Genomic DNA, 26,666 nt, shown 5'->3' with positions numbered 1-26,666 from the left:
GTATAGTTTACGACGAAAAAAAAGTAAATCACTTTGTTTCTTTTTTTTCAGGCGAATGTTCTGCATACCATCTGTTCGCCCAGTTATGCACTTCTTCAAGAATTGGTTTCGATTCCGACCCCATTTCAGTAAGACGATAAGTGACCTGAACCGGATACCCGGTGTCAACAATGCGCTCAATAATCCCCATTTCTTCAAGTTCTCTCAACCGAGCAGACAACATACGGTCACTGAGTTCAGGTATTGCTGAGGAGATGGTACTAAAATGAGTTTCCCCACCTAGGAGCACTTCTATAATCAAACCGTTCCATTTTTTGCCGAGAATTTGAAAAGCTTTTTCGAATTTAGGACAGACAGAAATTGATCGTTTCATCATGATCACCTCTCCCTATATTGTACTACACCCACAACAAATTACCTACTAACAAATGTTAATTAAGTACCTTTTTATACGTAACTTTATTCAAATACTATAGTAAATCGAATGCACTCTACCCTTTTCGGAAAAATGGCCCACACCTTAATAAATTGCGCTCTTTTCAACCTTTTTACACCACGGCTGTTTTCATTCGCATTCAAAGTCAGACCTTTACCTGATTTCTCGGGATAGACAATGACATGAAAGCAGCAAGCAGGCAAACTGCGCCTGCAGCCATAAATGGAACGGTATAACTTCCGAGTACGTCGCGCAGGATACCTGCACCCAATGCGGCTACAGAAGCGCCGAGTTGATGTGAAACTGAAATCCAGCCGAAGATCATACCTGTCCGAGCGTTTCCAAATGCTTTCGTCGCGAGTTTTACAGTTGGTGGAACAGTCGCGATCCAATCAAGGCCGTAAAAGACCGTGAAAATCATCAGCATCGGATTGGCTTCATCGAATGCATAGGGTAAGATAAGCAGAGAAAGGCCACGCAAACCATAGTACCAAAAGAGCAATTTACGACTATCTATTCGATCTGAGAGCCAACCTGAAAATGTCGTACCTACGAGATCAAACACCCCCATCAAAGCCAGCAGACTTGCACTTGTCACTTCCGATATTCCATGATCATGACCTGCAGGGATAAAATGCGTGCCGATCAAACCATTTGTTGAAAAGCCGCAGAAGAAAAAGGTGCCTGCAAGCAGCCAAAATGAGCGGTTTGTCAGTGCCGAGCGAAGGGCTAGAAGTGGCGCCACAAATGCATTTTCATTAATCGTTGCTGGTCGGACAAGCTCTGTGGAACCATATGGAGCAAGGCCAAGATCAAAAGGATGATTGCGCATCCAGATCGCGACAATCACGATGACCAGAACAATGACCCCGACTACTGTATACATTGCCGAACGCCAGCCCGCTTCAACCGTGATCTTCGCCAGCATTGGCAAAAACAGAAGCTGTCCCGTCGCACTGCTTGCGGTCAGCAAGCCAATAACAAGACCTTTTCGTTTAACAAACCAATTGCCACTGACTGTTACACCAAGTACATTGGCCATCATCCCTGTTGCAAGTCCGGAAATCAGCCCCCAAAGAAGTTCAAATTGCCATAAAGTGGTCATCATTGGTGTTATCGCAAGACTGATCGCGAGGACTGCCAGCGAAGTGACCACCATTCTCCGAATACCAAACTTTTGCAACAATGCCGCGGAAAAAGGCCCGACTAATCCATATAATAAAATTCCGATTGAAAGAACCCCGGAAATACTTCCCCTGCTCCACCCAAATTCTTCTTGAAAAGGAACAATCAGCGTACTTGGCATAGAACGAACACCGGCTGACACCAACAGCGTTAGAAACGTAACCAGCACAACAATCCAGCCATAATGTAGTTTTACAGATTTTTGACGTGTCTCCACCGGATGTTCACTCCAATTATCATCGTTTTGTTGTACATACAACTGTATGCTAAATCTATTATTCTGCTTCAAGCTGATCTGTTGATCGCACAAGTTCCTTTGATAAAAGATCTGCGGTCTCTTTTCCGAGAATCTTCTCATACCTGACATGCAATCGATTTGATGCCCTGCGTATTTCGTCTTCCAGTGTCTTTCCATTCTCTGTTGGATAAACGCGTACGGATTTTCCTTGGGCTGTCCTGATTACAAGCCTCTTCCTTTCAAGCTTCTCAATAAATCGAGTGAGCGTAGACGGTGCGATGTCCAGTTGATCCGCCAATTGTTTCTGCGTACTTCCAGGATCCCTGATCACTAATAGCAGTAGGTAACCGTACATTGGGCTAAATCCGGTCGGTGCAAATTCCTCATCCGCCATTTTTGTGATCGCCCGACTCAGACGGTTTGTCGTAAAATAGAGACAATCTTTCAGGAAGTCCCCCATGATCTGTAGCTCCTTTCATTAGCTGAATTATTCGTTTGTATGTACAACTAAATATAATTGGCTCAAACACTCCTGTCAAATAAGTAACACTTTGGGGTTCGGACAAACTTTTCATGTTTGGTTTGACTCTGGTTGTTCGTTTCTATTTTCTATCGGTTCGTTACAAATTTTCCGGGATTGGTTACTACTTTCTCCTCATTCGTTACTATTCTAAATGTTCGTTACGAATTTTCTATCAGTTTGTTACGAATTTTCCGGGATTGGTTACTACTTTTTTCTCGTTCTTTTCTATTCTAAATGTTCGTTACGAATTTTCTATCAGTTCGTTACGAATTTTCTGGGATTGGTTACTACCTTTCCCTCATTCGTTTCTATTCTAAATGTTCGTTACTCCATTTCAACCCATGCTCGTCCCGCTTATTCATGCTGAAAGAGAACCAGGCGCATGCCTGGTTCTCTCATTCACTTATTCATTTATCGGTCGGATTGGAAGGAGCACACCAAGCAAAGCAATTGCAGCGGCCCCTAGAAAAATCCACTGCATCGAGTTCCCGACTGCAACAAACGACAGCGTGAGGAAGACAGCCAGATCACAGCATGAGTCAACAATCGACAGCAGCGAGATCGTTGTTGCTCGAACCTGCGATGGAATGTAATCATTACTGATCTGCGAATAGATCGGATAACGGATCACCTGAACGATACGCAGCAAAATGAATACGCCAATCGCCAGCCAAAAAGTCGTTCCTGTAAAAGCCGCCAGAAGCAATCCCAATACCGATAGTGCACCGGTCGTATACATCAGAGCAATACGCGACCATTTTCCAGTCATCCAACCGATCGAGCGTGAAGCAAAATAGCCGAGTACAGCAGCTCCGGCATAAAATAGACCGATCAAACCGACTGGAACGCCCGCATGAGCCAGAAATGGCTGATCAAAATTTTTAAAGACCGCTCCTACCGGAATAAATACTAGGGTGACATTCAGGAACATCACAAGTAAGAGCGGCTTCCGACGAATGACAAGAAACCCTTCCTTGATTTGGCGGAGCGGATTCTCAAAGGGTTCCGCGAACTTTTTTGGTTTCCTCAAAAACAGTGTCAGTGCCAGTTCAGCCAATTGAAACAGAATTGTTAATAGGATCAGCAAATGAAATTGCGCATTGGTTAAATCTTTTGCGGCATAGGCTCCGAACAAGACCGAAAGGATCATTGCGATAAAACCGCCGGACTGAATTTTCCCCATTGCTTGATCCATTTTATTTTCTTGACGGCTTTCTTTCAGAGATTCATAGATAAATGCCTCATCGGCTCCTGAATAAAAGGTGACTGAAAACCCATTGATAAAGCTGTAAAGGAAAAACATCCATGGCTCTGTAGCAAACATTAATAGAATGATGCTACCTATACGGAATAGTGAGCCCGTAACGAACGCGCATTTTGCACCGAAGCGGTCAGCATAGACGCCGGTCGGAATTTCGCCCACCAGTACTGCTGCACTCCAGCAAAATAAGATGATAAATATATCTTGAGCATTCAAGCCGCGTTGCATGTAAAACAGCGTCAGCACAGGTTGCATAAAATTCATTGTTGCAAAACATTCGATCCAAAATAATAAGCGAATATTATAGGTAGCAGTTGTCGCTTTCAAGTGCTCTATTCCCACTTTCTTATCAAAATTAATGGTGCTCATTAAGAAAAGCAGGAGAACCTACACGCATCACCTTTTAATTCATGTATTCTCCTGCCTGATTTGAGAAGAAGAGTTGTACGTTTGCCATTTGTGATTCCTCCTAGAATTTATTGACTTCATTGTATCAGAGACGGTGCCAATGCCCCAGTGCTTATTGTCATTTTTTCACGGGGCCCTGGCCAATATTAAATCCTTTAAACTTGCATAATCACCTTCCTGCACTCATATATCGAAAAAGTGATGGATTTAGGAACAGGGGGACTTGCACGTGTATGTTGAAGTAGAAAAAGGTGTCCGGATTTTCGTACAGGATATTAATCCAGGTCAGAATGCCAGACCGATTGTATTCGTACATGGTTGGCCATTAAATCATAAAATGTTCGAGTATCAATTCAATGTATTGCCGGCGCACGGGTTTCGCTGTATCGGCATTGACCTGCGCGGCTTTGGAAAGTCCGACAAGCCTTGGGGAAGCTATGCTTATGACCGGCTGGCTGATGATCTCTTTGCAGTTCTACAGGCGCTTCATCTTGAAAACGTGACACTGCTCGGTTTCTCTGTTGGTGGTGCCACCGCGATTCGCTATATGGCACGCTACAACGGACAGTTTATCTCAAAACTCATCTTAGCTGATGCGGCAGCCCCGGCATTTGCCGAACAACCGAACGTCCCATCCGGCGTGCCGCTTGAACAGGCAAATGCAATGATCAACCAGATTTATGTGAATCGGCCTAAGTTTCTTCAAGACTTGTCCCTGATGTTTTTCAACCGTAATCTTGGTCCCGCGATGCTCGACTGGTTCATCTCACTCTCTCTTGAAGCATCCTCTTATGCCACGATCAAAATCTTGCAGGAACTGGTGCGAGAAGATCTCACCAAGGATCTAAGCAAGATCACTGTGCCAACGCTTGTCCTACATGGGGTTCATGATCAGGTCGTCCCGTTTGCGAGCGGTCAACTGACGCAGCGTCAAATTCCCGGTTCCGTACTTTTTCCTCTATATAATAGTGGACATGGCTCACCCGTCGATCAATCCGAAGCATTCAATAAGGCGCTGCTCCAATTTTTAAGCAGTAATCCTTAAGAAAAAACTGGGCTAAGCCCAGTCCTTAGCTGTCACCCTTTATACGGCTTATATCTCTAAACTTGTGCCTAGATGACACTTCAGTTGCTCGCTTGCCGCGGGCGCACCGTGAGCCTCGAACAGGCAGTCTCGCTGGCACGCGATTATCAGGAACGGTCCAACAGGCGTCCCACCTTCCGTGTTTGAATCGGAACGGTTTTCAGTGTTACACCGCTGATATGAACACAAACTAGGCCGGTCATTAATCCCCGATCATATGCCATCGGTTTGTATTTATGATGCTGAATTCACCTCCGGCTACTCCTGATCCCGCAAGATTCTCGCACCCCTGATTGTAAAAAAAACAAACATGCCGACTCCATTCTCAGGAGCCGGCATGTTTTCATACCAAAATTAGAAATCAAAATTATCCGGATCAGGACCTGTGCGATGATCCTGATTGAGCGCGTCAATTGCTGCCATCTCTTCTTTTGAAAGATCAAAGTCAAATAGGTCGCCATTTTCAATGATACGTGGTTCCTTCGTTGACTTTGGAATCACAATCACGCCTTCTTGAAGATGCCAACGAAGAATGACTTGTGCAGGCGACTTCTGATGGTTTTCCGCAATTGTGGTAATCGTTTCATTATCAAACAGCCCACCGACCATCAGCGGCGCCCATGCTTCGAGCAATATTTTATGATGCTCGCTGAATGCTTTTAACGGTTCTTGCGTCAGACGTGGATGACGTTCCACTTGATTGACCACCGGCACGACTTCAGCATCCTTCAGCAAGTCTTCGAGATGGTGAATCTGAAAATTGCTGACCCCGATCGCACGCACTTTTCCTTCCTTATATAATTGCTCCATTGCCCGCCAAGTATCCTTATACTTTCCGGCGACCGGCCAATGAATCAAGTACAAGTCTAAGTAATCTAAGCCAAGCTTGTCGAGCGATTCTTGATACGCCTTCAAGGTCGATTCATAACCTTGATCTGCGTTCCAGACCTTCGATGTGATGAACAGATCCTCGCGTTTCAGGCCCGTTTCCTTAAGCGCTGCTTTGATCCCTTCACCGGTGCCTTGCTCATTTTGATAAATCGCTGCCGTATCAATCAGACGGTATCCGTTCCGAATCGCCGACTGAACAGATGAAGCGGCAATCGCCTGATCCTCAACTCTGAACACACCTAACCCAACAGTCGGCATTTCAACGCCGTTATTTAAAACCACTGTCTTTGCTACCAATGGTCATCCTCCTTTATTCAACCGTAATTCGTTCCTTTTCAGTGTAAATGGTATTGATCATTTCAGGTAGTACGCACCTTAAAGTGATATAGGTACATAAAAGTTACCATTGCGCGTGCATTCCCACGTGATCACCAATAGCACACTCACTGTGTCTCTTGCTTTTTCAGAAACTGAACCGATTCTACAATCAATTTTTTCAGCACATCTTGATTAATATCTGCCAGTTTATTGATATAGGTGCATGATTTTCCGCGCGTATGTTTTCCTAGATCCTTGGCATATATGTCATAAGTATCCTCACTCATTGTCAGATATAAACTGATTTTCGCTTTGCGCGGTGAGAATCCGGTGAGTGGCGCGTCTCCCTCATGTCCGGAGGCATAGTTGTAATGATAAGCGCCAAAACCGATAATGCTTGGCCCCCACATTTTTGCCGGATGTCCGGTAACCTCAGTAAACAAATCGAGCAAACGGTACGCATCTGCTTTCTTCTGTACACTCTCCACCTTTTCAATAAATGCCGTGACGCTATTCTCGTTTTCCTTCATTTTTAGCTCATAACCCATCTTGGTTCACCCCACTTTTCTCTCCCTTGGTATGAAATAACCCTTTGCGGTACATTTTAAACAAAGGCACAAGATCAGGAAAGCGCAGGGGTGATCTGTGTAAAAAGTTTCTCGGAGGAATGAGTTTAGGAAGGCGTGGTGCGAGACGCCTGCGGGATCGTTCCTGATGATCGCGAACCAAGTGAGACCCCGCAGATCAACATGCATGTACGAGGAGGCCCACGGATCGCCCGCGGCAAGCGAGCACCGAAAGCCTTATTCCGAGAAAAGTTAGACACATACCACGCGAGTTTGTCAAAGGCATTTTTTTCTAAATAATACTGTATAATAAAAGTATTGCAATTTTCCGATGTTCATCGGAATGAACGCATAAGCCAATTAGGAGGTTACGACATGGAAACACTCACTCAAAACAAGGTATGCCATGGTTTTCGGCTGCTCCATACCGATACAATTCAAGACATTCACTCAGACGCGTACGTGTTCGAGCATGAGAAAAGCGGCGCGAAACTATTGTTTTTGAAAAACGATGATGACAATAAAGTCTTCTCGATCAGTTTCCGCACCCCTCCGGAAAATAATACCGGCGTTTTTCACATTCTTGAACATTCGGTGCTTTGCGGCTCTGACAAATACCCGGTTAAAGAACCGTTTGTTGAACTGCTCAAGGGTTCACTGAATACGTTCCTTAACGCATTCACATTCAGCGATAAGACCATGTATCCGGTCGCCAGCAAAAATAACAAAGATTTTCAGAATCTGATGGACGTCTATCTCGATGCTGTCTTCCATCCGAACATTTACAAATATAAGGAAATCCTTCAACAAGAGGGCTGGCACTACGAGCTAGAAAATGCTGAGGATCCGATCAATTACAAAGGCGTTGTCTATAATGAAATGAAAGGCGCCTTTTCCTCCCCGGAAGGCTTGTTGATGCGCGCCAACCAAAACTCACTATTCCCTGATACAAGCTACGGCTATGAATCAGGCGGTGATCCAATCAATATTCCTGATCTGACCTATGACTATTTCATTAATTGCCATAAAAAATATTACAGTCCATCCAACAGCTATATTTTTCTGTACGGAAATATGGATATAGAGGAAAAATTGGCGTATTTGGATCAAGCCTATTTGAGCGACTATGACCGCATTGAGGTCGATTCCGCTCTTGCGCTCCAGAAACCGATCGGAAAACTTAATGAAACGATCAAAGAATATCCAGTACTCCCAGATGCAGACCTCAAGGATAAAACATACTTAAGCATGAACTTTGCAGTAGCCACATCAACCGATCCGGAACCATACCTCGCTTTTGATATTCTTGATTATCTGCTTCTTGACAGCCCGGCGGCTCCGCTGAAAAAGGCAATTCTCGATGCCGGAATTGGTCAGGATGTGTTCGGCGCCTATGACAACAGCATCCTTCAACCCTTTTTCTCCATTAATGTGAAGAATGCCAACGAAAGTCAAAAAGCAGATTTTAAGAAAGTCGTTTTCGATACCTTGAAACAACTCGTGAAAGATGGTCTGGATAAGAAACAAATTGAGGCAGCGCTCACCGTCAAAGAATTCCAATTGCGTGAGGCAGACTATGGCTCGATGCCTACGGGTCTCATTTACAGCATTATGACGATGGACAGCTGGCTTCATGATGCAGACCCTCTGATGCACTTGAAATTTGAAGCGACTTTGGCGAAGATCAAACAGGCGCTAACCACCAACTACTTCGAAACGTTAATTGAAAACTATTTGCTGAACAGTAATCATCAGACCTTTGTCACGATCGCACCTTCCAAAACGATTGCGGACAAAGAAGCCAAATTCGTGGAATCGAAATTAGCCGATGTTAAGAAGAATCTGAATGCTGAAGGTTTGCAGCAAATTATTGAAGAAACAAAGAAACTGAAAGAGCGTCAATCGAGTAGCGACAAGCCTGAAGACCTGCGCAAAATTCCAATGCTCACTCTGAGTGATGTTCAGAAAAAGGCAGAGGATATCCCACTTGAGGAAACCACTGTTGATGGTGTAAAAACGCTCTATCATGATCTTGAAACCAATAAAATCGCTTATCTAAGCATGTATTTTGATGCGACTGATGTATCTGCTGACCAGATTGCTGCCCTCTCCCTTTTACAGGAAATTCTTGGCAAGGTGGATACGGAAAAGTACCCTTATGCAGAACTCGTGAGTGAAATCAATATCCAAACCGGCAGCATTGATTTCGACAACCAGACCTTTAGTGATATGTCTGATGATGATGCCTATGCGCCGAAATTTTCTGTGCGCACAAAGGTTTTGGCCGATAAACTGCCACAGGCTTTCGCACTCATTCATGAGATCCTTTACCACAGCAAATTCGACAACGCATCCCGCATTCGAGAAATCATTAAGGAAATCAAGTCTCGCGTTGAGATGGCCTTTAATCAAAATGGTCAATCCGTTGTCGTTCGACGTCTTGGTTCTTATTTTTCTCAAGCAGCTGCCTATAGCGAAAAATTACGTGGGCTCGATTTTTACCAATTCATCTCGGATCTTGATAAAAATTGGGATACCCGCTTTGAGCAGTTCAAAGAAACCTTGTCCGCGTTGTCCAAACAATTGTTCAGTAAGGATCGGCTAATTTTCAGTGTGACCGGAAATACAGAGTTGTTCCAAGCCGTAAAAGATCACTTCAGCACGTTGGAACTCCAAGCGAAGTCGGTAACCGATGCTGCGCATGCGGACCGATTGGCGAAACCTGCCGCCAAAAACGAAGGTTTGATGACTTCGAGTAAAGTTCAATATGCCGCTAAAGGCGCGAACTTCAAATCACTGGGTTTCTCCTATACCGGAAAGCTTCAGGTGCTTAAGAAAATCCTGACCCTCGATTATCTGTGGAATCAGGTGCGCGTCATGGGCGGCGCCTATGGATGTGGGCTGTCCCTTGAATCAGCGGGCAACATGATCTTCTGGTCCTATCGCGACCCGAACCTGCAAGAAACCTTGTCCATTTACGACAAAGCGGCTGAATTCGCCGAATCCTTCGATGCCGATGACTTCGAAATGACGAAGTACATTATCGGAACATTATCCGATCTCGAAACGCCACTCACTCCGCGTAGTAAAGGCGGCATGGCCGATGCCCAATATTTCAAGCACATCACACAAGCTGACGTGCAGCAAACACGCGATGATGTACTGGCGACAAAATTATCCGATATCAAAGACTTCGGCAAACTGTTAAAAGCCGTAACCGACGAAGGCTTCGTGTGCGTACTCGGAAACGAAACCAAAATTCAGCAAAATAAAAATCTGTTCAAAGACTGCATCAATGTGTTTGACTAATTGAAGAGATGCGAAGAGCTGTGGGGCAATGCTCCCACAGCTCTTTTTTTTTACGTGGGGATAACCCGAACACTCTTTTCCCAGATTCGGCTAACTTTTTGCCGGATTAAGACGCTCTACTTTTTTCCGGATTAAGACGCTCTTTTCCCAGATTCAGCTAACTTTTCCCCGAATTAAGACACTCTTTTCCCGGATTCGGCTAACTTTTTTCCGGATTAAGACGCTCTTTTCCCGGATTCGGACAACTTTTTCCGGATTAAGACGCTTTTTTTCCGGATGCTTACATGCCTCGAGGATTGATCGGAACTCTTTGAACCCAATATTTTTCAATGTGCTTTTTTCATAAACTCATTCTTTTTATGTTAGAAAATCCGACATACTCAGAACATCTTTAACGTTATCGTGATAAACTATGAATCATAAACTGGTATGACCGGTATTGCCAGTTTGGAATTTAACCTTCCCTTACTTCTTTCAGTGAGTGAAAGATGAAGAACGCCGCAATTGGTTAAATCGTTCAAAACACGTGCTTATACGTGAAAAAAATAGAGTGGAGGATTGATTATGCTGGATCTACTTTTTCATAATGCAAAAAGTCTGCATTACCTTACGAATATCGATATAGGAATAGAAAATGGGACCATTACGTACATAAATGAAACTGGTGCTTCCATTCCTCCGGTAAAACAAATTATTGAAGCCGGAGGGCATGTTGTACTGCCTGGATTCAATGAATCACATATTCATCTGGAAAAAGCCTATCTACTCGAAAAAATGGATACAGATGCCCATTCATTACAAGAAGCAATCCAAATGACAGCTGCTTTAAAAAAATCGTTTACAAAGGAAGATATGACAGAGCGAGCTACTCGTGTCATTGAAAAAAGCATCCAAAGTGGCGTAACTAACTTACGGGCTCAGGTAGAAGTCGATGATCTATTAAATTTAAGCGCCATGGAAACCATTATGGCGTTGAAAGAAAAATATAAAAGTAAAATCACGATTCAGATTGTTGTCTTCCCTCAAGAGGGTATCTTCATTCAAAAAAATGGAGCAGCGCTAATGGAAGAATCATTAAAAATGGGTGCAGATGTTGTTGGGGGCATCCCTTATAATGATCGAGATCAAACAGAACACCTCGATTTTATCTTCAATCTTGCAGAAAAATATGGAAAACCCATGGATATTCATATTGATGATTCTGATAATCCTGAAGATCTTTCAATTTTAGATATCATCAAACGCACCAAGGACAATCACTTTGAAAACAACGTAACGGTTGCGCATATGACTTCCTTAGGTTCGGTCGATCATAATCAAGCACGCGATATAGCTAAACAGATAGCCGATGCTGGCATTCATGTCGTTGCTCTTCCAGCAACTGATCTCTATATTAACGGGCGCCAGGATAAGGAAAAAATCAGACGAGGCCTAACACCCGTAAAAACTTTGCTGAATGAGCAGGCCAATGTTATTTTTGCAACAAATAATATTCAAAATCCATTTACGCCTTTTGGCACAGGGAACATCCTTGATATTGCTTATTTATTTGCTGAAGTGACACAGATGGGGACTTCCCAGGATGCAGAGACAATTCTAGACATGATGACCTATCAATCTGCTAAAGCGCTGGGCTTAGAACACTATGGCATATATGAAGGTGGACTCGCTGACCTAGTGCTCTTGGACGCGAATAACCTCCGTAATGTTTTATTAGACCGGCCACGCGTCATTTGTTCCTACAAAAATGGGCATAAGATCATTTGACCAATCAGCAGTAACTAGGAGATGAGCGAATGAATCAGGGTAGATTCAAGAATAAACAGGTTGTGATCACAGGTGGCGGTTCGGGGATTGGGCTCGCAACAGTCAAATCATTTTTATCTGAAGGTGCACGTGTTTCTGTGTTGGATTATCAAATTACTGATGAACTTGTTCGGACCACATGTGATGTCTATCAAGTGGATGTTCGTAAGTCTGAAAGCATCAAAGAAGCAGTTGCGGAGATCATTAAAAAAAATCATAAAATCGATGTACTGATAAATAATGCAGGAATTGAATTTGTTTCGTCACTTGAAGAGATGGAAGAAGAAGAATGGGATCGCGTCCTCGATACAAATTTGAAAGGCATGTTTCTGACAACCCGAACCGTATTGCCCTTTTTAAAAGAATCTCATGGCGTGATCGTCAATACCGCTTCTCAACTTGCTTTAGTAGGCTCTGCTCTATTCACAGCCTACACCGCATCCAAAGCGGCAATTGTGAATTTCACGCGAAGTCTGGCCATTGAAGGAGCAAAAGATGGCATTCGTGTTAATTCGGTTTGCCCTGGAGCAATTCATACGCCTCTACTGAGCAGGCAATTTGAAAATGGGAAAAAAGGACCACAAGGATCCATTCAAGATTTGATCAGGATGCACCCATTAGGACGGCTGGGGGAACCAGAAGAAATTGCCAAGCCCATTCTATTTCTTTGTAGCGAAGACGCGTCATTTATAACTGGGAGCGCATTATTCATTGATGGAGGATACACAAGCTGGTAATTTAACTTAACATTCATTCTAACCTCGAACGAAACGAATAAAAGAATTGGAGATTTAATATGATCAATCACAACGATTACGGTGCTTTCATTAACCCGAGCATGACTCTCTCTCTTAACACGAGCGGCCCCCTTTCCGGACTCAAATTTGCATTGAAAGACGTTTTTGCCGTTAAAGGCTATAAGAATAGTGCCGGCAATCCAACTTGGCTTACCTATGCCGATGAGGCAACCGAACATGCTGATGTGGTCAATCAGCTGCTTCATCACGGAGCTACTTTAGTTGGCACTACGGTTACAGATGAATTGATGTATAGCTTGAAAGGAGACAATAAACATTATCCTCCGACAATTAACCCTAAAGCCCCGGATTCATTTACCGGAGGATCATCAAGTGGATCAGCAGTATCTGTTGCTTCTCATCAAACTGATTTTTCCATTGGAACGGATACCGGGGGATCTGTCCGAATCCCTTCCTCCTACTGTGGACTATTCGGAATGCGACCATCGCATGGATTAATTTCCATGAATGGTGTGATACCGCTCGCACCCAGTTTTGATACTGTCGGCTGGATGGCCAATCATGCGGATATTTTAGCCAAAGTGGGCGATGTTTTACTCCCAGATCAAACCGTGCACGCCTATAAAACGATCTATGTATTTCAGAAAGCTTTCGATCTATTACAGGACTCAGACGATATCGCTTATTATCACAAGCTTTTGCAACTACTAAATGATCGCTACACGCTAAAATCTGTCGACCTCTTAGACAACCATTCCTTTCATGAACTAACGGAGTGTTTCCGTATCCTTCAGGGTAAGGAAGCCTGGCAATCGCATGGTCAATGGATTAATCAGTATCACCCAGATTTCAGTAAAGATATCTCCGGCCGATTCGAAATGGCATCTAAAATTAAGGAGGATGTCCACTATCATCTAATGCTTCAAACCAAACAAAATTTCACAACTGAGATGCACCAACTTTTGGGTAGTGATTCCCTAGTAATCATACCCACAACGGTCGGATCCGCTCCAAGTAGAGAAAGTAGTTTTTCGTCTATTGAATCGCTTAGAGCGCAAACGATGAAATTGACCTGTCTTGCTGGATTATCTGGTCTGCCTCAAATAACACGACCGCTTCTTCATACAAAGAAGCCGCTCGGTCTTTCCTTCATTTCAGGATATAATACAGACAAGCAATTGTTACAATTTGTCAGAAACGTTGACTTATCCGGATTGAAAGGAATTTGAAACCAGTCCTAATAATTTAAGTGAGGTCATCCTTTTTTATGATTGTCAGTGAAACTGTCCAGAAATTTTTATTAGATTATATTCGAACACGGGTGAAGGTAGGAGATAAATTGCCTTCGGAACGTGAAATAGCCAAGATGCTTAAGGTTGGCCGTTCCTCAGTACGTGAGGCTCTGCAATCCATGTGTGACACAGGAATTATTGAGAAACGACCGGGAAAGGGGAATTATTTAAGACAAGAGATCGACACGAACCTTACAACCGTAGTCAAGCGTCTATTACCGACTTTTGACATCGAATCATCCTTAGATTTTCTTGAATTTCGAAGAGGTATAGAAACGGAGAATGCCTATCTTGCTGCTCAAAGAATGACAGAACAGTCTATTGATGTGCTCAAAATGTCTCTTGTTGATCTAAAGGACTGTATACATAAAGGCCAGTCGATCATCGTTCCCGACTTAACCTTCCATAACACTATTGCTCACGCCACTCAGAATAAGGTCATGATACACGTCTACGATTCATTGATCGATTATTTTAAAAAGGTGCGCATTGAAATGGCTATCAATGATGATGTTGAAAATGCTGTTCAATATCATACAGAGCTGTTAAACGCAATAGAAGACAGAGATTCTAATCAGGCAAGCCTGTTGATGCGCAAGCACATCGAGGACGTCCAACAGCATTACCAAAAAATGATTACGGAAATAAATCCTAAACTGAGAGGCGAGCACGTTGCGACCTAGAAGTTCACAGGGAACCAACTGCTTGTTTTGTTCTAACGGTGATTCGATAAACCTGTTGTAATCGTCCCATCTCTTGTTCTGTTCATTTCTTCTTAATATGAAAAACCTTAAATTACTTACTTGAATTCAATCCATTTTTAAATTCTATGTCAGAAAATATGACACTTTTTCAGAAAATTCTTTTCTCAGTGCTATAATGTATCTATCATCTGGTCTGACCGGTAAGACCAAAAGCTTATATTGTTCGTAAGGAGGAGGTTTTATACATCGTAAATAGATTTAATATTAATACTATTTAACTCGTTTCAAACTGTCCAGTATTTTACTGTTATTAGAAAAAATAGTTCAGATCGTCTTCTATTCTATGTCACTGTGCGAACAAGAGATCAATAGATTATTCGAAGCAAAATTATTCAAGAGGTGAATCTTAATTGGAAACTAAATACGATCCTAGCCTTTATAATTACGACCTCGCTCCAGTGAAAAAAGAACATAAAACATGGACGTGGATAAATTTTACAACGATTTGGATGGGCATGATTCATAATATCGTTGCTTGGGAAACTGCAGGAAGCTTAATCATGTTAGGCATGAGTGTCTGGCAAGCATTATCCGCTGTCATTATCGCTAATATAGTTCTTATCAGTGCGATGTGGTTGAATAGTGTCGTTGGTGGAAAATACGGCATTCCATTCCCGGTAATTATCCGAGCTGCCTTTGGTCATAAAGCAGCGCATATTCCTGTTGTCTTACGCGCATTTGTTGCCATTTTTTGGTTCGCCGTTCAGGCCTACGCAGGGAGTGCCGCTGTAAATGCTATATTTGGTGCACTGATCCCCGGATGGAACGGTTTATCAAAGTTTCATCTCGTCGGTATGGGTCTGAACAGTGCCATTGCAGTTGTTCTTTTCTGGCTCCTACACATGTGGATTGTTTCCAAAGGAATGCATCGCATTAAGATTTTTGAGCTTTGGGCAGGACCTTTGGTCATCATACTAGGTATCATCTTAGTCATTTGGTCCATTAATGTGTCCCATGGTTTAGGACCGCTTTTCGAACAGCCGAGCAAATTATCTTCATCACAATTTTGGACCATATTCCCAGTTTCCGTTACAGGACTTGTTGGTGTTTGGGCAACATTAGTTCTGAATATTTCCGATTTCACTCGTTTTACGCGTAGCCAGAAGGACCAGGCAGTTGGCCAGTTTATTGGTTTGCCCGGTACCGCAATTGCCTTTGCGCTAATGAGCATCATTACTACTTCTGGTACAGTTGTTGCATTTGGAAAAGCTATTTGGAACCCAGTTACATTACTACAAAAATTTGATAACCCATTTCTTCTATTTTTCGGAGCAATCGCATTGATTATCATTACCTTGTCCGTCAATATTGCAGGAAATGTTGTTTCACCCGGTTACGACTTAGTTAACCTTTTCCCTAAAAAGTTAAACTTTGTGAAAGCCGGAAATATATCTATTATTCTCTCCCTATTCTTTGTTCCTTGGTTATGGTTCAATAATGCCGGCGTAATTCTCACGGTTATGGGAGCTGTCGGTGGCGCCCTTGGCCCTGTCGCTGGAATTATGTTTGCCGATTTTTATATCGTACACCATCGGCATTACGAAATTAACAGCTTTTATTTAAAAGACAGTGAGTATTCGTATAGCCACGGATGGAATTACAGCGCGTTGATTGCGATGGCAGTCGGAACGATTATTTCTCTAATCGGTTTATTTGTTCCAACGCTTAAACCTCTTTATTCTTATTCATGGTTTCTTGGCGTCGGAGCCGGGTTTATCATCTATGCGCTGCTGATGAGAAATACAGAAAATAAAACAAAAGTGCGGGAAGTTTCCCCTGCAAAATAATCTAATGCGCATATATAGAAAAAGGACTTTTGACTAAATGCAAAGAGCTGTGGGGTGATGCGCCCACAGCTCTTTTTGATTTTCATTTTGCGGCCGATTAGGATTGGGACAAATTATCGCGAGAAGGAGACACAAATGAGGTGGAACCGGACAAAAATGATGCCGAACGGGACAATTATTAATCGGATTCGGACACTTTTCACTCCGAACCGGACAAGTCGGACGGAACGGGACAATAATGCTACGGAATCGGACAAAAACGTGATCGAACCGGACACTTTTCACTCCGAACAGGACAAAAATCAAGCGGAATCAGACACTAATCAGGCCGAACCGGACAAGTCGGGCAGAACAGGACAATAATGCTTCGGAAGCGGACAAAAACGTGATCGAACCGGACACTTTTCACTCCGAACAGGACAAAAACCAAGCTGAATCGGACACTTTTTCATCTAATTGAGACATTCAGCATTTTGGCTCGGTCATCCCACCTCCCGCTTAACACATCGCTCGAGCTACGTATTATTGCAGGATTGATCGGAATTTTTTTATCTCAATAGTTTTAAATGTGCTCGTTCCGCCTTCGGAAAATAAGCTGATTCCTTGGTCGTTAAGATGTGGAAATACTTCATCGCTAAAAACGGTTTGCCCATCATCGACAAATACTTCGATGCTGGTCTTGTCGACGAAAATTTTCAGATGAACCTGTTTTTTATCGGAAGGAATCGCAACTCGACTTTCTACACTTTTGTTACTTTTATCTGGTTGGCCGGTGAACGCACGATTCACGTAGATGTAGCCACCTTTTACAAAAACACCGACATCAATATGCCGCGTTTTGTCTTTGGATTCGCGTAGTCTGAGTCCGACATTTTGTGCATCTGACCAGGAAAGATCGGCATCAAGCTGATAGGCGTCCCCTTGCACATCAAGTGTCTTGACTCCTTCCACATGTTGCGTATCCAAACGTTTCGTTGACTCCGTCATTTTCTCTAAACCAGGAAGTGGCTGTGATGCCAAGCTGTATTGCCCAGCCCGATGGATCAACCGAATCCGGCGTACAATCGAATTCGCCCCGTTGAAATCTTCTTTCAACGTTGGCGTGTTATTCGGATAATCCCAATTATTCATCCAGGCAATCGCATAGCGTGCCTTCAACTTATCCGAAGCGCGGCCATCTTCAAACGTGACGCCTGCATACCAGTCAAAGCCATGATCGAGCCATTGGGGTTCCTCATTATCAGGCTTAAACGTTTTCCCATCAAAGCTGCCTGTCCAGTAGGCATACGTGTTCGGCAATCCGGCTGCCTTTCCGTTTGCACTTGCGCCGAGTACCCACTTGACCTTTCCATCATCGGCACGCAGCTGAAAGAGATCCGGGCATTCGACAATACCAATATTCTGAGTAAAAAAGCCACTGACATACTGCCATTCTTTTAAATTGTTCGATGTGTAAAAGCCAATCTTTGCTCCTTCAGCAAGCAGCATGATCCATTGGTTGCGCTCGGCATCCCAAATAATTTTCGGATCTCTAAAATCCTTAACTCCCGGATTCGGCAACACAGGATCATCACCATAGTTCTTAAATGTTTTTCCTTGATTCGAGCTATACCAAAGAAACTGTTCTTGGTCACCATTTGCCGGCGGTTGTGTCACAATCGCGACCAACGCATGCTTTCCTAAGCCCGCAGTGTTGTGCACGTCGCGGACAACCGAACCTGTCCAAATATCACCGTTTTTGTTTGTATATTTCGGAATTGCCACGCCTTCATCTTTCCAATGAATGAGATCCTTGGAGATCGCATGGCGCCACTCCGTCCCGTTTCCTTTTGGATAATCACGATTGTACAGGTAATAGTAGTGATAATATCCGTTAAAATAAATTGGCCGCTGTGGATCATTCATCCACTTATCCGGAACGGTAAAATGATAAACCGATCGATACGTCTGCTTCTTTTTTTCTATCACTGGTTTTTCCTTTGGTTGGAACAATCCGGAGAATAAAATAATGATGGTTAAAATGAGCAAACTCAGCGTGACGAGGCTGACTACTACAAAAAATTTCTTTTTCAATTCCACGTGTATAACCCTCCAAATGAATCCGTGATGCCTCTCCATCCTTACATAAAATGCCCATAAAAAAAGAAAATGTCGCATATTCTCGACATTTTCTACAATTCTTGCTATTAATTTCAATCTTCGACAGTCAGCTGACCTTGATCCAGAGTACGATCTGGAACCACCGATGTTCTCGAGCCTTGAAGGTTTACAAGGAAGCTTGGTGCGAACGTTGCATGATGGTCATCAAATGTCCCTCTGTTGGTCATATAGCTTGTAATCACGACTTTGTTTCCCTTTGTTTGCGGAATTGCAAAATGAGAATACGTCCAAGTGACATCGCTCTGATCGAGATCCATGTGCAACACGAGCCCGCTACCGTTAAGTGGGTGGTAGGTTCCGGTGAGTGCGTTCGAGACAAACCCGAGCATATACACGTCTTTGTCGCCAATGCCGTCCACAGTCATTTTCGCTCCACGTGAATCGGTAAAGAGATACCATTTTCCGTTCTTCTTGAACACATTTGCGCGTTCAATTTCATCGGTTACCGTATTCGAAGTGAGCAACGGCTTCATTACTTTTTTCAACGTATAATCATCGTTCAGCTCGATAATGCCTAATGCACCATTAGCAAAGGATGCAAGATTCTTCTTCGAGCTGTTCAGTAATGCTTTTCGTTCTTTTTGGAAGAAGTTCAAGTTCCCGCCGTAATAGGCGCGATTATTCAGCTGATCATCACCTTGATAACCGACTTCGGTTCCGGTGTTTGCTTCAAAAACGAGGTATTTATGCCCATTATCTTCAACATAATGCGGATCACGTAATGTGTGGTTATCCGCAGACTTATCACCAGCTACAAATTGGTCTACCGTCTGATAGTATTTGCCGTCCCCGTCAAAAATCGACTTCAAATCTTCGATACCGTCTACCTTTAACGTATCCGCGTCCGGTTGAGAAAGATTAATTTGTGCCGTCGTCAAGGTTTGTTTTCCATAAAGCTTGTTGCTTTCATCCATTGGGTGACGGTCAGTATAGAAAAGCCGTACATTGCCGTCCGAAGTTAGTGTTGCTGATCCGGACCATTCTTCCGCCTGGTTTTTCAGAATCGGATCGTTCGCATTCAGGTGATCATCCGCCTTAAATACTTTACCGGCATTCTTCCAGCTATCAATGGATGTTTCACCTTTCTTTTGGTAGAACAGATAGATGAACGTATCATTGCTTACTTTGGGATCACCGGCAAGTGCGAAAACTATAGTATAGCCTTTATAATTGGCAACTGTTCCATCCGCATTTTGCAGAGGCCAGCTGTCCCAAACATCTAGATCAATGTCATTTCCATCTTTATTTTTACCGACTGCTGACGGTAGATTCTCTATTGTTGATTCATCGAATTCCGGCACTTGGAATCGCTCATCTTCCTGCTGATCCGAAATTTTACTCATATCGAATCGTGTGAGATGTGAGAGTCCATAAGATTTGTCATAGCCCAAATCATCACTTTGCTTTGCCGACACATGCCCCGTGCTGCCAAACAAGAACGTTGTAGCCAATGCGACAGCAGCGGTCTGTTTTACGAGTTTTCCCATCATCATGTATACCTCTCCCTGTTGCATTTTTGAAGAACACGCTCTTCCGAAACTGAACAAACCTCTTTGAGCTTGCTTCTCTCTATTTGTGGCTTCGGTTAACGCATGTCCTCTTCTTAATCAGCATTGATTCTGCTGATGCGCCTTACTCAGAATACGGGGAATCCGGTACCCAAGTCAATCTAACAAATGAAACAAATTCGCCTAGTTTTCCACATGGAATCGATTCCATCATAGGTCTTTAGTATTGTGCATTATTGCATTTATTACAATTCTAGCTCTCTTAAAAATAAAAAGTGTGGCGCTTTAAAAGCATCTATTAAAGCCTTTGTTTAAAATGAAAACGCAATCTCTAATTATTAGCTAATTATTGAATTTATATTACACAATTGTAAATTCAATAGGTCTTTAGTATCGGGTTAGACGTGGTAGATTGGGATAATTTACTTGTGAAAAATTGGCCTGATATCGATATGCGCATTGATCTCGATTTTTCGCACATTGGATCCACATTTTTGCGCATTAAACCAGACATTTCGCGCATTAACCCTGGCCTAATCCGCGCACAAAAAACCGCATGGCTATACCATGCGGTTTCATTACTTTTTTACATTGCTTTGAGCCGTTCAATTCGGCTTTCAATCGGAGGATGGGTTGCAAACCAATTGGTTTTCTTGCGATTCTTACCAAAAGGGTTAGAAATGTACATCGATGCGGTAGCGTCTTTCACATGGTTCATGCCTTGTGAATCGCTACTGATTTTTGTTAACGCATTGATCAGTCCTTGTGGATCGCGTGTCAGTTCGACGGCCGATGCATCGGCTAGATATTCGCGATTTCGCGATACAGCAAGCTGAACAAATTGAGCAACGAGCGGCGCAAGGATGATCAGCACCAGTGCAATCACCATGAATATCGGATTCGATTTGTCATTGTTGCGCTTATTACTGCGGCCGCCGCCCCAGAAAAACATCCGTTGACCAATATCGGCAATCACAACAATCACACCAACGAGCGCAATACAAAGCGTCATCAGCCGGATATCATAATTTCTAATATGCGAAAATTCATGAGCGGTCACTGCGGCAATCTCTTCACGATTCAACCGCTCCAAAAGTCCGCTCGTGAATGCGATTACGCTGGATTCCGGCTTCATACCTGTCGCAAATGCATTCGGTGACGGATCATCGACAATGTAAATTTTCGGCATTGGAACATGAGCTGCGAGTGCCAGCTCTTCGACCACGTTGAACACCATTGGATTGTCGCTTTTTTTAATCTCATGCGCCCCCGCCATGCTCAGCACCTGCGCCTTCGCACTCGCAAAGGTGATTGGAACGTAAAAAGCGAGCACACCTGCAGCAATTATTGGACCGGAAATCAAGTCACCATTTAGAAAATAGCCGACTGCCCAACCGATCGCAAGCACAAGCAGACAGAAAAAAGTAAGTAGTACCAAGGTCTTGCGTTTATTTTGTTGAATTTGTTGATAGAGCATGAGCAGCCTCCGTTAAAACGTTACCTTAGGCACATCACGTTCTGCCTCGGGAATTGTGAGCAACTCTTCTCTCTGAAAGCCAAACATCTTCGCGATAATGTTACTTGGAAATGATTCACGTTTGATGTTATAGTCTTTCACTGTTTTGTTATACAACTGACGTGAATAAGCCACTTTATTTTCAGTCGTTGCCAGTTCTTCCTGTAAACTCAGGAAATTTTGGTTTGCTTTCAGATCCGGGTAGGATTCCGCCAAAGCAAAGATGGATTTCAACGCACTTTCGATTTGGTTGTCTGCTTCAATTCTTTGCTGCGGCGTCCCGCTGACCAGACCGTTCCGAGCTTGAACCACTTGATTCAGTGTTTCTTTCTCATGCTTCGCATAGCCTTTGACCGTCTCCACCAAGTTTGGGATCAGATCATGACGTCTTTTCAACTGAACATCGATCTGGCTGAATGATTCCTGCACCCAGTTGCGCAGCTTCACCAGACCGTTGTATTGCGCAATAAAATAGATCACGATAATTGCAACGATTGCAACACTAATCCATGTCATCATAGGTCTTTTCTCTCCTTTTTATATCCCATGCTAAATCAAGTATAGCATCAAACCATGAATAACTATGTGATTATCGAGATGATTTACACATCTTGGTAAAAGGCTAACGCATGAGCCTTTCAAAACCTTTGATGGTGTCTGCTTCTCGTTTCCTAATTAAGGAATTCAGATGTAAAATAAGATAAGACGTATCTCACAGAGGACTAAGTACAAGGAGAAATAAAACGATGGATCATCCACGAGCTTTCGGCAGATTTATTTTCCGATTTGGACACGTATTCCGGACATCGGCCTATATTCAATGGGGCCATTCAAGTCGATCGTTAGGTGCTGTGCTAATGCTCAACCCAGGTTCTGCGCAGTTCGAACAAACAAATCCGAAGTTGGATGCCCAACTGAGAAAATACGGAGCGGCGATGGGTCCGATCAAAGAAGACCCGACCATCGCACAACTGACTAAATTGGTTCATGAACTTTATCGTGGCCATCCGTCCGGTACTCTTCAAATCTATAATTTGTTTCATCTCCAAGCAGCGAAATCCGCAGACGCGATTGCTCTCTTTGAACAGTTCGTTAACGAACATAAGCTTATGCTCACCGAATCGCTTGCGACCAAGGATGAATTGCAGCGGCATCCTTGGATGCTGATCGGGTGGGGCATCCGATCACACTCGTCATGGCATAACCTTGAAGAAATAAAGAAACTTTGGCTCGAACAAATCAAAGCTGCCGGCATACTCACCTTCGGTAAACGAAATGCCCGAGGTGATTACTACCACCCATGTCCACAACTTCAAGCACAGAAAGACAAACTAACGAGCGAATTGAAAGAGCTCTTCGATACAAAAGTAAAGCCCTTTATTCCTTATGAAGAATTTGTTCAGCATCGCTATACGGTACTGAAGTGGAATGGCAAGAGTGATGTAGATGCCCAGTTCATTGTTAAGGACAATACGAAAAATGTGCAGTGTGTCTTTGTTCAGGGCCATGAACCCGTCTGGTTTCACTTAGAACTGGACAAAGATCCCGCAGTCTCGCATTGGCATAACGATCAAATGAGAAGTGTTGATGATTTGCGGGGACTTGTTCCTTAATCCCAATCCGCTTATAAGAAAAATGGATGTAGTCTTCCATCATCCATTCATCGATTATTCAAGACAAAAATCTTTAATACGCGTGCGAACTTCTCGCGTAATGCCGAATTCTTTCTCCAAATAATTTCCGAACTTTCCATACGTATTGAAAATCGAATCAATCGAAGCATCCAGATATTGTTCATTCAATATGAATCCTTTTTCAAATCGCTTTAACTGTGCGCCCGATACGTAGTGCGCTGCTTCCTCAAACATTTCCTCGTGATAGGCCACGAGCGTACGGTTCGATAGCAAATAATCGTCCATGATCGATTCGAACGAAACACCTAATGTGCGCAGCAGAAGCATCGCACCAACGCCGGTTCGATCCCGCCCGCCGGCACAGTGATGGAGCAACGGTACATTCTTTTCCGGATTCGCAAAAAGATGCATCAGCCGTTGATAAGAGGCGTTGCGTATGGGCATCGCCTTGTATACTTGTGCAAATTTTTCAGGCGTGAACGTTTTATAAAAGGTTTCCGGATCCCATTCATCTCTTGCTGTCGTCTTGTCCTCACCATTCACTGCCACGCGTTCATGCCGCTCGTTGCCAATTTGTGGATCAGGATTTTTCTCCGCCTCTTCCCTATCTCGATAATCATAGATGAGTTTGAGATTAAGCGGCCTCAGACTTTTCTTATCGCTGCTTGTCATGCGGGTCAATTCTGCCGATCGAAAGAGCAGTCCTTTTTTTACTTTCCTACCGTCTCGTGTTTTCAATCCGCCCATGTCACGGAAATTGTACACACCTTCCAAAGGAAGCACGCGCTCCATCAATGCATTATTTTCCATTTGCACCCAACTTTCCATTCACTTTTGTATTTTTACCTATCATATCATTTTCTATCTAATTTTTAATTATAATTGCGCAGGCGCGTGTGAAGAACCGAAAACCAAATACCCTATATTACTATCAGCGAAAATTTTTTCTGAATCCTCTTTTACCCAGTAAAAAGCTGGTTTGTTTAATTTTTTCCCGCATAAAGACTATAATAATCCTTGTGAACGCAAGTACTGTTTCTAACCTTGACCGGACTTGAGGGCAATCCAAGAGACTCGCTTTGATCCGGAATAACATCAATGAAGGAAGAGGAGTGTATCATGAATCAGATCATGAACAAGGAACAAATCAAAGAACACATTCTGTCTGCTTTTCAATTCAGACACGCATGCAAGCAATTCGATCCTGCAAAGAAAATCAGTGATGAGGACTTCCAGTTCATCCTGGAGACCGGTCACCTGTCACCAAGCTCATTTGGTCTAGAACCGTGGAAATTTGTTGTGGTACAGAACAAAGACCTTCGTGCAAAACTCGCGCCCGCTTCATGGGGTGCGACGGATAAACTGAAAACGGCCAGCCATTTCGTGCTGATTCTGTCCCGTCTTCAATTCGGATTGAGCGCACACTCCAATCATGTGCAGCACATGCTCAATGATATTCAGAAGTTGCCGGAAGATGTTGAGCATATGATGACCAGTGCCATCGACAATTTTGAAAAAGTTGATTTTGACCTGACCAGCAGCGAACGCGTCTTCTTTGAATGGGGCTGCCGCCAAAGTTATATTGCACTTGGAAATATGATGACTGCAGCAGCTGAGATCGGCATTGATTCTTGCCCAATGGAGGGCTTTAATAAGGAACAAGTCGAAAAGGTTTTGCAAGAAGAAGGCATTATTAAAGGCAATGATTTCGGTATTGCTTGTATGGTCGCTTTTGGTTACCGCGTGAAAGATCCACGTCCGAAAACGAGACAGCCACTTGACGATGTTGTCGAATGGAAAAATTAATCTTTTTCTACTATGCCTTTCGGATCCGCGTAAACAGCTATTTACGCGGGTCTTTTTGTTGACCAGAAAAATCTTGAAGTCACGAGGAATAAATCTTTGACTTACATTTTGTAAGCCAATAAAATGACAGTAACAATTGAAAGAGGTGGGACCATGACCTATTTATATAAAATTAGCAAACCAGAAAACATCACGGAGCGCACACCGATACTCTTTACCATGCATGGTGTCGGCTCGAACTATCACGATCTCAGCAGCATCCCGGGTATCGAGGAAAAAGGCTTTGTACAAATCGATGTTCAAGGCAATCGGCCCTATGGCTCAGGTTATACCTATTACGTGCCTGACTTCTCAAGGCAAACCGAGGAAGAAGTGATTAATGGGACACTGGATCAACTGGACAGCTTTTTTGATGAAACAATAAAGAAAGAGAAACTCAGCCCGAATCAGCCAAGATATTTCCTAGGTTTCAGCCAAGGAGCCATATTGAGCCTCTCCTACAGCCTGCTTCATCCCGACAAATCGAACGGTGCTGTCATTATGAGCGGCCGGCTGCCTGACTATGTGGCAGAATCAGCAAAAGCTGTTGTTCCTGGTGCTCAACCCGCATTCTTCGTTGGCCACGGCCAATTCGACCCACTCTTTCCGGTACACGTTGGCCAAGCAACCGAAACTTATTTGGAAAGCAAAGATCTGAGCGTCACCTACAAGGAATACCCAACCGCTCATGGTGTGGTACCAGATGAAGTGATCGATATTCGGAACTGGCTGAACGCACAATTCCAGTCCTGAATTTGAAATACTTATTCATTCGTATGAGAGCTCGTAAAATCTGATTAAACCCGCCTGAAGAGAATTTCCTCCTCATGCGGGTTATTTTTTGGCCATCCGTTCAACCGTTCATGGACTTGATTCACGTGGATCATAAATCTGATGAACTCATGCGCAAATCAATAAGGCTAAGGTCCATGCGCGCAATCCTCAGTTCTATGCGCAAAAATGTGGATCCAATGCACGATAAATAAGACCAATGCGCAATATTCATGATCTAATGCGCAAAACACGTTTGGGCCAAAGGCTCATGTCCAATTTCATCTTAATCTTGTGAACATATCTATGTCATGATGTAAATTAAAATAGAAAGTAATTGAGTCGAATGTAGAAAGGCTCCTTTCATTTTTGGGTAGACATTTAAGCCATAATCAGTTCTTGATTCACGTAACGATATACTGTTGCTCGACTAATACCCGTCATTTCTACAATTTCTTTTACACTGTATTGTTCTCTATTGGAGAATAACCAGACTGGCGAGACCTTGACAATGAAAAAAGACCGACTCATCTTGCCCTCAAAACCCGGCCGTTATGTTCTTTTGCTCCATGCGGATTGGCCATTTTCACAATTAAAGTTCAATAA

Annotated in this window: 23 protein-coding genes; 11 read left to right on the top strand and 12 right to left on the bottom strand. The window is 43.3% G+C overall.

Annotated elements, in window-relative coordinates; all coding sequences use genetic code 11:
* Positions 1–28: 28 nt before the first annotated feature.
* The 4 genes from NIE32_RS06820 to NIE32_RS06805 form a co-directional block, all read right to left on the bottom strand.
* Positions 29–376, bottom strand: a complete 348-nt coding sequence (locus tag NIE32_RS06820; RefSeq protein ID WP_253054191.1) for a winged helix-turn-helix transcriptional regulator — start codon at positions 374–376, stop codon at positions 29–31.
* 205 nt (positions 377–581) lie between these two features.
* On the bottom strand, positions 582–1,838 hold the full coding sequence (locus NIE32_RS06815; protein WP_253054189.1) for an MFS transporter: 1,257 nt from the start codon (positions 1,836–1,838) through the stop codon (positions 582–584).
* A 58-nt stretch (positions 1,839–1,896) separates the two neighbouring features.
* Complete coding sequence (locus NIE32_RS06810) at positions 1,897–2,319, bottom strand: MarR family winged helix-turn-helix transcriptional regulator (protein WP_253054187.1); 423 nt, start codon at positions 2,317–2,319, stop codon at positions 1,897–1,899.
* 466 nt (positions 2,320–2,785) lie between these two features.
* On the bottom strand, positions 2,786–3,970 hold the full coding sequence (locus NIE32_RS06805) for an MFS transporter (protein WP_253054185.1): 1,185 nt from the start codon (positions 3,968–3,970) through the stop codon (positions 2,786–2,788).
* A 310-nt stretch (positions 3,971–4,280) separates the two neighbouring features.
* On the opposite strand from NIE32_RS06805, the gene NIE32_RS06800 reads away from it, so the two are divergent.
* A complete protein-coding gene (locus NIE32_RS06800; RefSeq protein ID WP_253054183.1) occupies positions 4,281–5,096 on the top strand; it encodes an alpha/beta fold hydrolase in 816 nt (271 codons plus the stop codon).
* A 393-nt stretch (positions 5,097–5,489) separates the two neighbouring features.
* On the opposite strand, the gene NIE32_RS06795 is transcribed toward NIE32_RS06800, so the two are convergent.
* Positions 5,490–6,284, bottom strand: a complete 795-nt coding sequence (locus NIE32_RS06795; protein ID WP_253054270.1) for an aldo/keto reductase — start codon at positions 6,282–6,284, stop codon at positions 5,490–5,492.
* A 185-nt stretch (positions 6,285–6,469) separates the two neighbouring features.
* Positions 6,470–6,892 (bottom strand): DUF1801 domain-containing protein, encoded by a 423-nt coding sequence (locus tag NIE32_RS06790; protein ID WP_253054181.1) that lies wholly within the window; start codon positions 6,890–6,892, stop codon positions 6,470–6,472.
* Between the two features lie 393 nt (positions 6,893–7,285).
* Here NIE32_RS06790 and NIE32_RS06785 point away from each other — a divergent pair, with 393 nt between their 5' ends.
* From NIE32_RS06785 to NIE32_RS06755, 7 genes are all read left to right on the top strand, one after another.
* Positions 7,286–10,219, top strand: a complete 2,934-nt coding sequence (locus tag NIE32_RS06785; RefSeq protein ID WP_253054179.1) for an insulinase family protein — start codon at positions 7,286–7,288, stop codon at positions 10,217–10,219.
* A 564-nt stretch (positions 10,220–10,783) separates the two neighbouring features.
* Positions 10,784–11,986, top strand: coding sequence for an amidohydrolase family protein (locus tag NIE32_RS06780; protein ID WP_253054177.1), 1,203 nt, complete (start codon positions 10,784–10,786; stop codon positions 11,984–11,986).
* Between the two features lie 29 nt (positions 11,987–12,015).
* A complete protein-coding gene (locus NIE32_RS06775) occupies positions 12,016–12,762 on the top strand; it encodes an SDR family NAD(P)-dependent oxidoreductase (protein WP_253054175.1) in 747 nt (248 codons plus the stop codon).
* A 59-nt stretch (positions 12,763–12,821) separates the two neighbouring features.
* Positions 12,822–14,012 carry an amidase gene (locus NIE32_RS06770; RefSeq protein WP_253054173.1) on the top strand — a complete coding sequence of 397 codons (1,191 nt, stop codon included), beginning with the start codon at positions 12,822–12,824 and terminating at the stop codon, positions 14,010–14,012.
* Between the two features lie 38 nt (positions 14,013–14,050).
* Positions 14,051–14,758: a FadR/GntR family transcriptional regulator gene (locus NIE32_RS06765; protein WP_253054171.1), complete on the top strand. Its 708-nt coding sequence runs from the start codon at positions 14,051–14,053 to the stop codon at positions 14,756–14,758.
* A gap of 431 nt (positions 14,759–15,189) precedes the next feature.
* Complete coding sequence (locus NIE32_RS06760) at positions 15,190–16,626, top strand: NCS1 family nucleobase:cation symporter-1 (protein WP_253054169.1); 1,437 nt, start codon at positions 15,190–15,192, stop codon at positions 16,624–16,626.
* A 135-nt stretch (positions 16,627–16,761) separates the two neighbouring features.
* Positions 16,762–16,989: a hypothetical protein gene (locus tag NIE32_RS06755; RefSeq protein ID WP_253054167.1), complete on the top strand. Its 228-nt coding sequence runs from the start codon at positions 16,762–16,764 to the stop codon at positions 16,987–16,989.
* A gap of 159 nt (positions 16,990–17,148) precedes the next feature.
* On the opposite strand, the gene NIE32_RS06750 is transcribed toward NIE32_RS06755, so the two are convergent.
* The 4 genes from NIE32_RS06750 to NIE32_RS06735 form a co-directional block, all read right to left on the bottom strand.
* The gene (locus NIE32_RS06750; RefSeq protein WP_253054268.1) at positions 17,149–18,699 is read right to left on the bottom strand and encodes a glycoside hydrolase family 32 protein; all 1,551 of its coding nucleotides are present in this window, start codon (positions 18,697–18,699) and stop codon (positions 17,149–17,151) included.
* A gap of 119 nt (positions 18,700–18,818) precedes the next feature.
* Positions 18,819–20,279, bottom strand: coding sequence for a glycoside hydrolase family 68 protein (locus tag NIE32_RS06745; protein ID WP_253054165.1), 1,461 nt, complete (start codon positions 20,277–20,279; stop codon positions 18,819–18,821).
* A 601-nt stretch (positions 20,280–20,880) separates the two neighbouring features.
* Positions 20,881–21,771 carry a zinc metalloprotease HtpX gene (gene htpX / locus NIE32_RS06740; RefSeq protein ID WP_253054163.1) on the bottom strand — a complete coding sequence of 297 codons (891 nt, stop codon included), beginning with the start codon at positions 21,769–21,771 and terminating at the stop codon, positions 20,881–20,883.
* 12 nt (positions 21,772–21,783) lie between these two features.
* Entirely contained in the window at positions 21,784–22,329 is a 546-nt protein-coding gene (locus NIE32_RS06735; RefSeq protein ID WP_253054161.1) for a LemA family protein, read from the bottom strand.
* Positions 22,330–22,556: 227 nt separating this feature from the next.
* Here NIE32_RS06735 and NIE32_RS06730 point away from each other — a divergent pair, with 227 nt between their 5' ends.
* Positions 22,557–23,423: a hypothetical protein gene (locus tag NIE32_RS06730; RefSeq protein WP_253054159.1), complete on the top strand. Its 867-nt coding sequence runs from the start codon at positions 22,557–22,559 to the stop codon at positions 23,421–23,423.
* A 54-nt stretch (positions 23,424–23,477) separates the two neighbouring features.
* On the opposite strand, the gene NIE32_RS06725 is transcribed toward NIE32_RS06730, so the two are convergent.
* Positions 23,478–24,254, bottom strand: coding sequence for a tyrosine-protein phosphatase (locus NIE32_RS06725; protein WP_253054157.1), 777 nt, complete (start codon positions 24,252–24,254; stop codon positions 23,478–23,480).
* Positions 24,255–24,563: 309 nt separating this feature from the next.
* On the opposite strand from NIE32_RS06725, the gene NIE32_RS06720 reads away from it, so the two are divergent.
* Positions 24,564–25,250 (top strand): NAD(P)H-dependent oxidoreductase, encoded by a 687-nt coding sequence (locus tag NIE32_RS06720; RefSeq protein ID WP_253054155.1) that lies wholly within the window; start codon positions 24,564–24,566, stop codon positions 25,248–25,250.
* Positions 25,251–25,403: 153 nt separating this feature from the next.
* On the top strand, positions 25,404–26,042 hold the full coding sequence (locus tag NIE32_RS06715) for an alpha/beta hydrolase (RefSeq protein ID WP_253054153.1): 639 nt from the start codon (positions 25,404–25,406) through the stop codon (positions 26,040–26,042).
* Between the two features lie 399 nt (positions 26,043–26,441).
* Here NIE32_RS06715 and NIE32_RS06710 read toward each other — a convergent pair whose 3' ends face one another.
* The gene (locus tag NIE32_RS06710; RefSeq protein ID WP_253054151.1) at positions 26,442–26,591 is read right to left on the bottom strand and encodes a helix-turn-helix domain-containing protein; all 150 of its coding nucleotides are present in this window, start codon (positions 26,589–26,591) and stop codon (positions 26,442–26,444) included.
* Positions 26,592–26,666 lie beyond the last annotated feature (75 nt).

The sequence above is a fragment of the Sporolactobacillus kofuensis genome (assembly GCF_024125425.1).
GTDB lineage: Bacteria > Bacillota > Bacilli > Bacillales > Sporolactobacillaceae > Sporolactobacillus > Sporolactobacillus kofuensis.
This window is presented reverse-complemented; position numbering and strand designations above follow the sequence as displayed.

Coding starts and splice junctions, on each gene's coding strand:
- NIE32_RS06820 (WP_253054191.1), bottom strand. CDS start 376: ATGATGAAACGATCAATTTCTGTCTGTCCTAAATTCGAAAAAGCTTTT.
- NIE32_RS06810 (WP_253054187.1), bottom strand. CDS start 2,319: ATGGGGGACTTCCTGAAAGATTGTCTCTATTTTACGACAAACCGTCTG.
- NIE32_RS06795 (WP_253054270.1), bottom strand. CDS start 6,284: ATGCCGACTGTTGGGTTAGGTGTGTTCAGAGTTGAGGATCAGGCGATT.
- NIE32_RS06790 (WP_253054181.1), bottom strand. CDS start 6,892: ATGGGTTATGAGCTAAAAATGAAGGAAAACGAGAATAGCGTCACGGCA.
- NIE32_RS06785 (WP_253054179.1), top strand. CDS start 7,286: ATGGAAACACTCACTCAAAACAAGGTATGCCATGGTTTTCGGCTGCTC.
- NIE32_RS06780 (WP_253054177.1), top strand. CDS start 10,784: ATGCTGGATCTACTTTTTCATAATGCAAAAAGTCTGCATTACCTTACG.
- NIE32_RS06775 (WP_253054175.1), top strand. CDS start 12,016: ATGAATCAGGGTAGATTCAAGAATAAACAGGTTGTGATCACAGGTGGC.
- NIE32_RS06770 (WP_253054173.1), top strand. CDS start 12,822: ATGATCAATCACAACGATTACGGTGCTTTCATTAACCCGAGCATGACT.
- NIE32_RS06765 (WP_253054171.1), top strand. CDS start 14,051: ATGATTGTCAGTGAAACTGTCCAGAAATTTTTATTAGATTATATTCGA.
- NIE32_RS06755 (WP_253054167.1), top strand. CDS start 16,762: ATGAGGTGGAACCGGACAAAAATGATGCCGAACGGGACAATTATTAAT.
- NIE32_RS06745 (WP_253054165.1), bottom strand. CDS start 20,279: ATGATGATGGGAAAACTCGTAAAACAGACCGCTGCTGTCGCATTGGCT.
- htpX (WP_253054163.1), bottom strand. CDS start 21,771: ATGCTCTATCAACAAATTCAACAAAATAAACGCAAGACCTTGGTACTA.
- NIE32_RS06735 (WP_253054161.1), bottom strand. CDS start 22,329: ATGATGACATGGATTAGTGTTGCAATCGTTGCAATTATCGTGATCTAT.
- NIE32_RS06730 (WP_253054159.1), top strand. CDS start 22,557: ATGGATCATCCACGAGCTTTCGGCAGATTTATTTTCCGATTTGGACAC.
- NIE32_RS06725 (WP_253054157.1), bottom strand. CDS start 24,254: ATGGAAAATAATGCATTGATGGAGCGCGTGCTTCCTTTGGAAGGTGTG.
- NIE32_RS06720 (WP_253054155.1), top strand. CDS start 24,564: ATGAATCAGATCATGAACAAGGAACAAATCAAAGAACACATTCTGTCT.
- NIE32_RS06715 (WP_253054153.1), top strand. CDS start 25,404: ATGACCTATTTATATAAAATTAGCAAACCAGAAAACATCACGGAGCGC.
- NIE32_RS06710 (WP_253054151.1), bottom strand. CDS start 26,591: ATGAGTCGGTCTTTTTTCATTGTCAAGGTCTCGCCAGTCTGGTTATTC.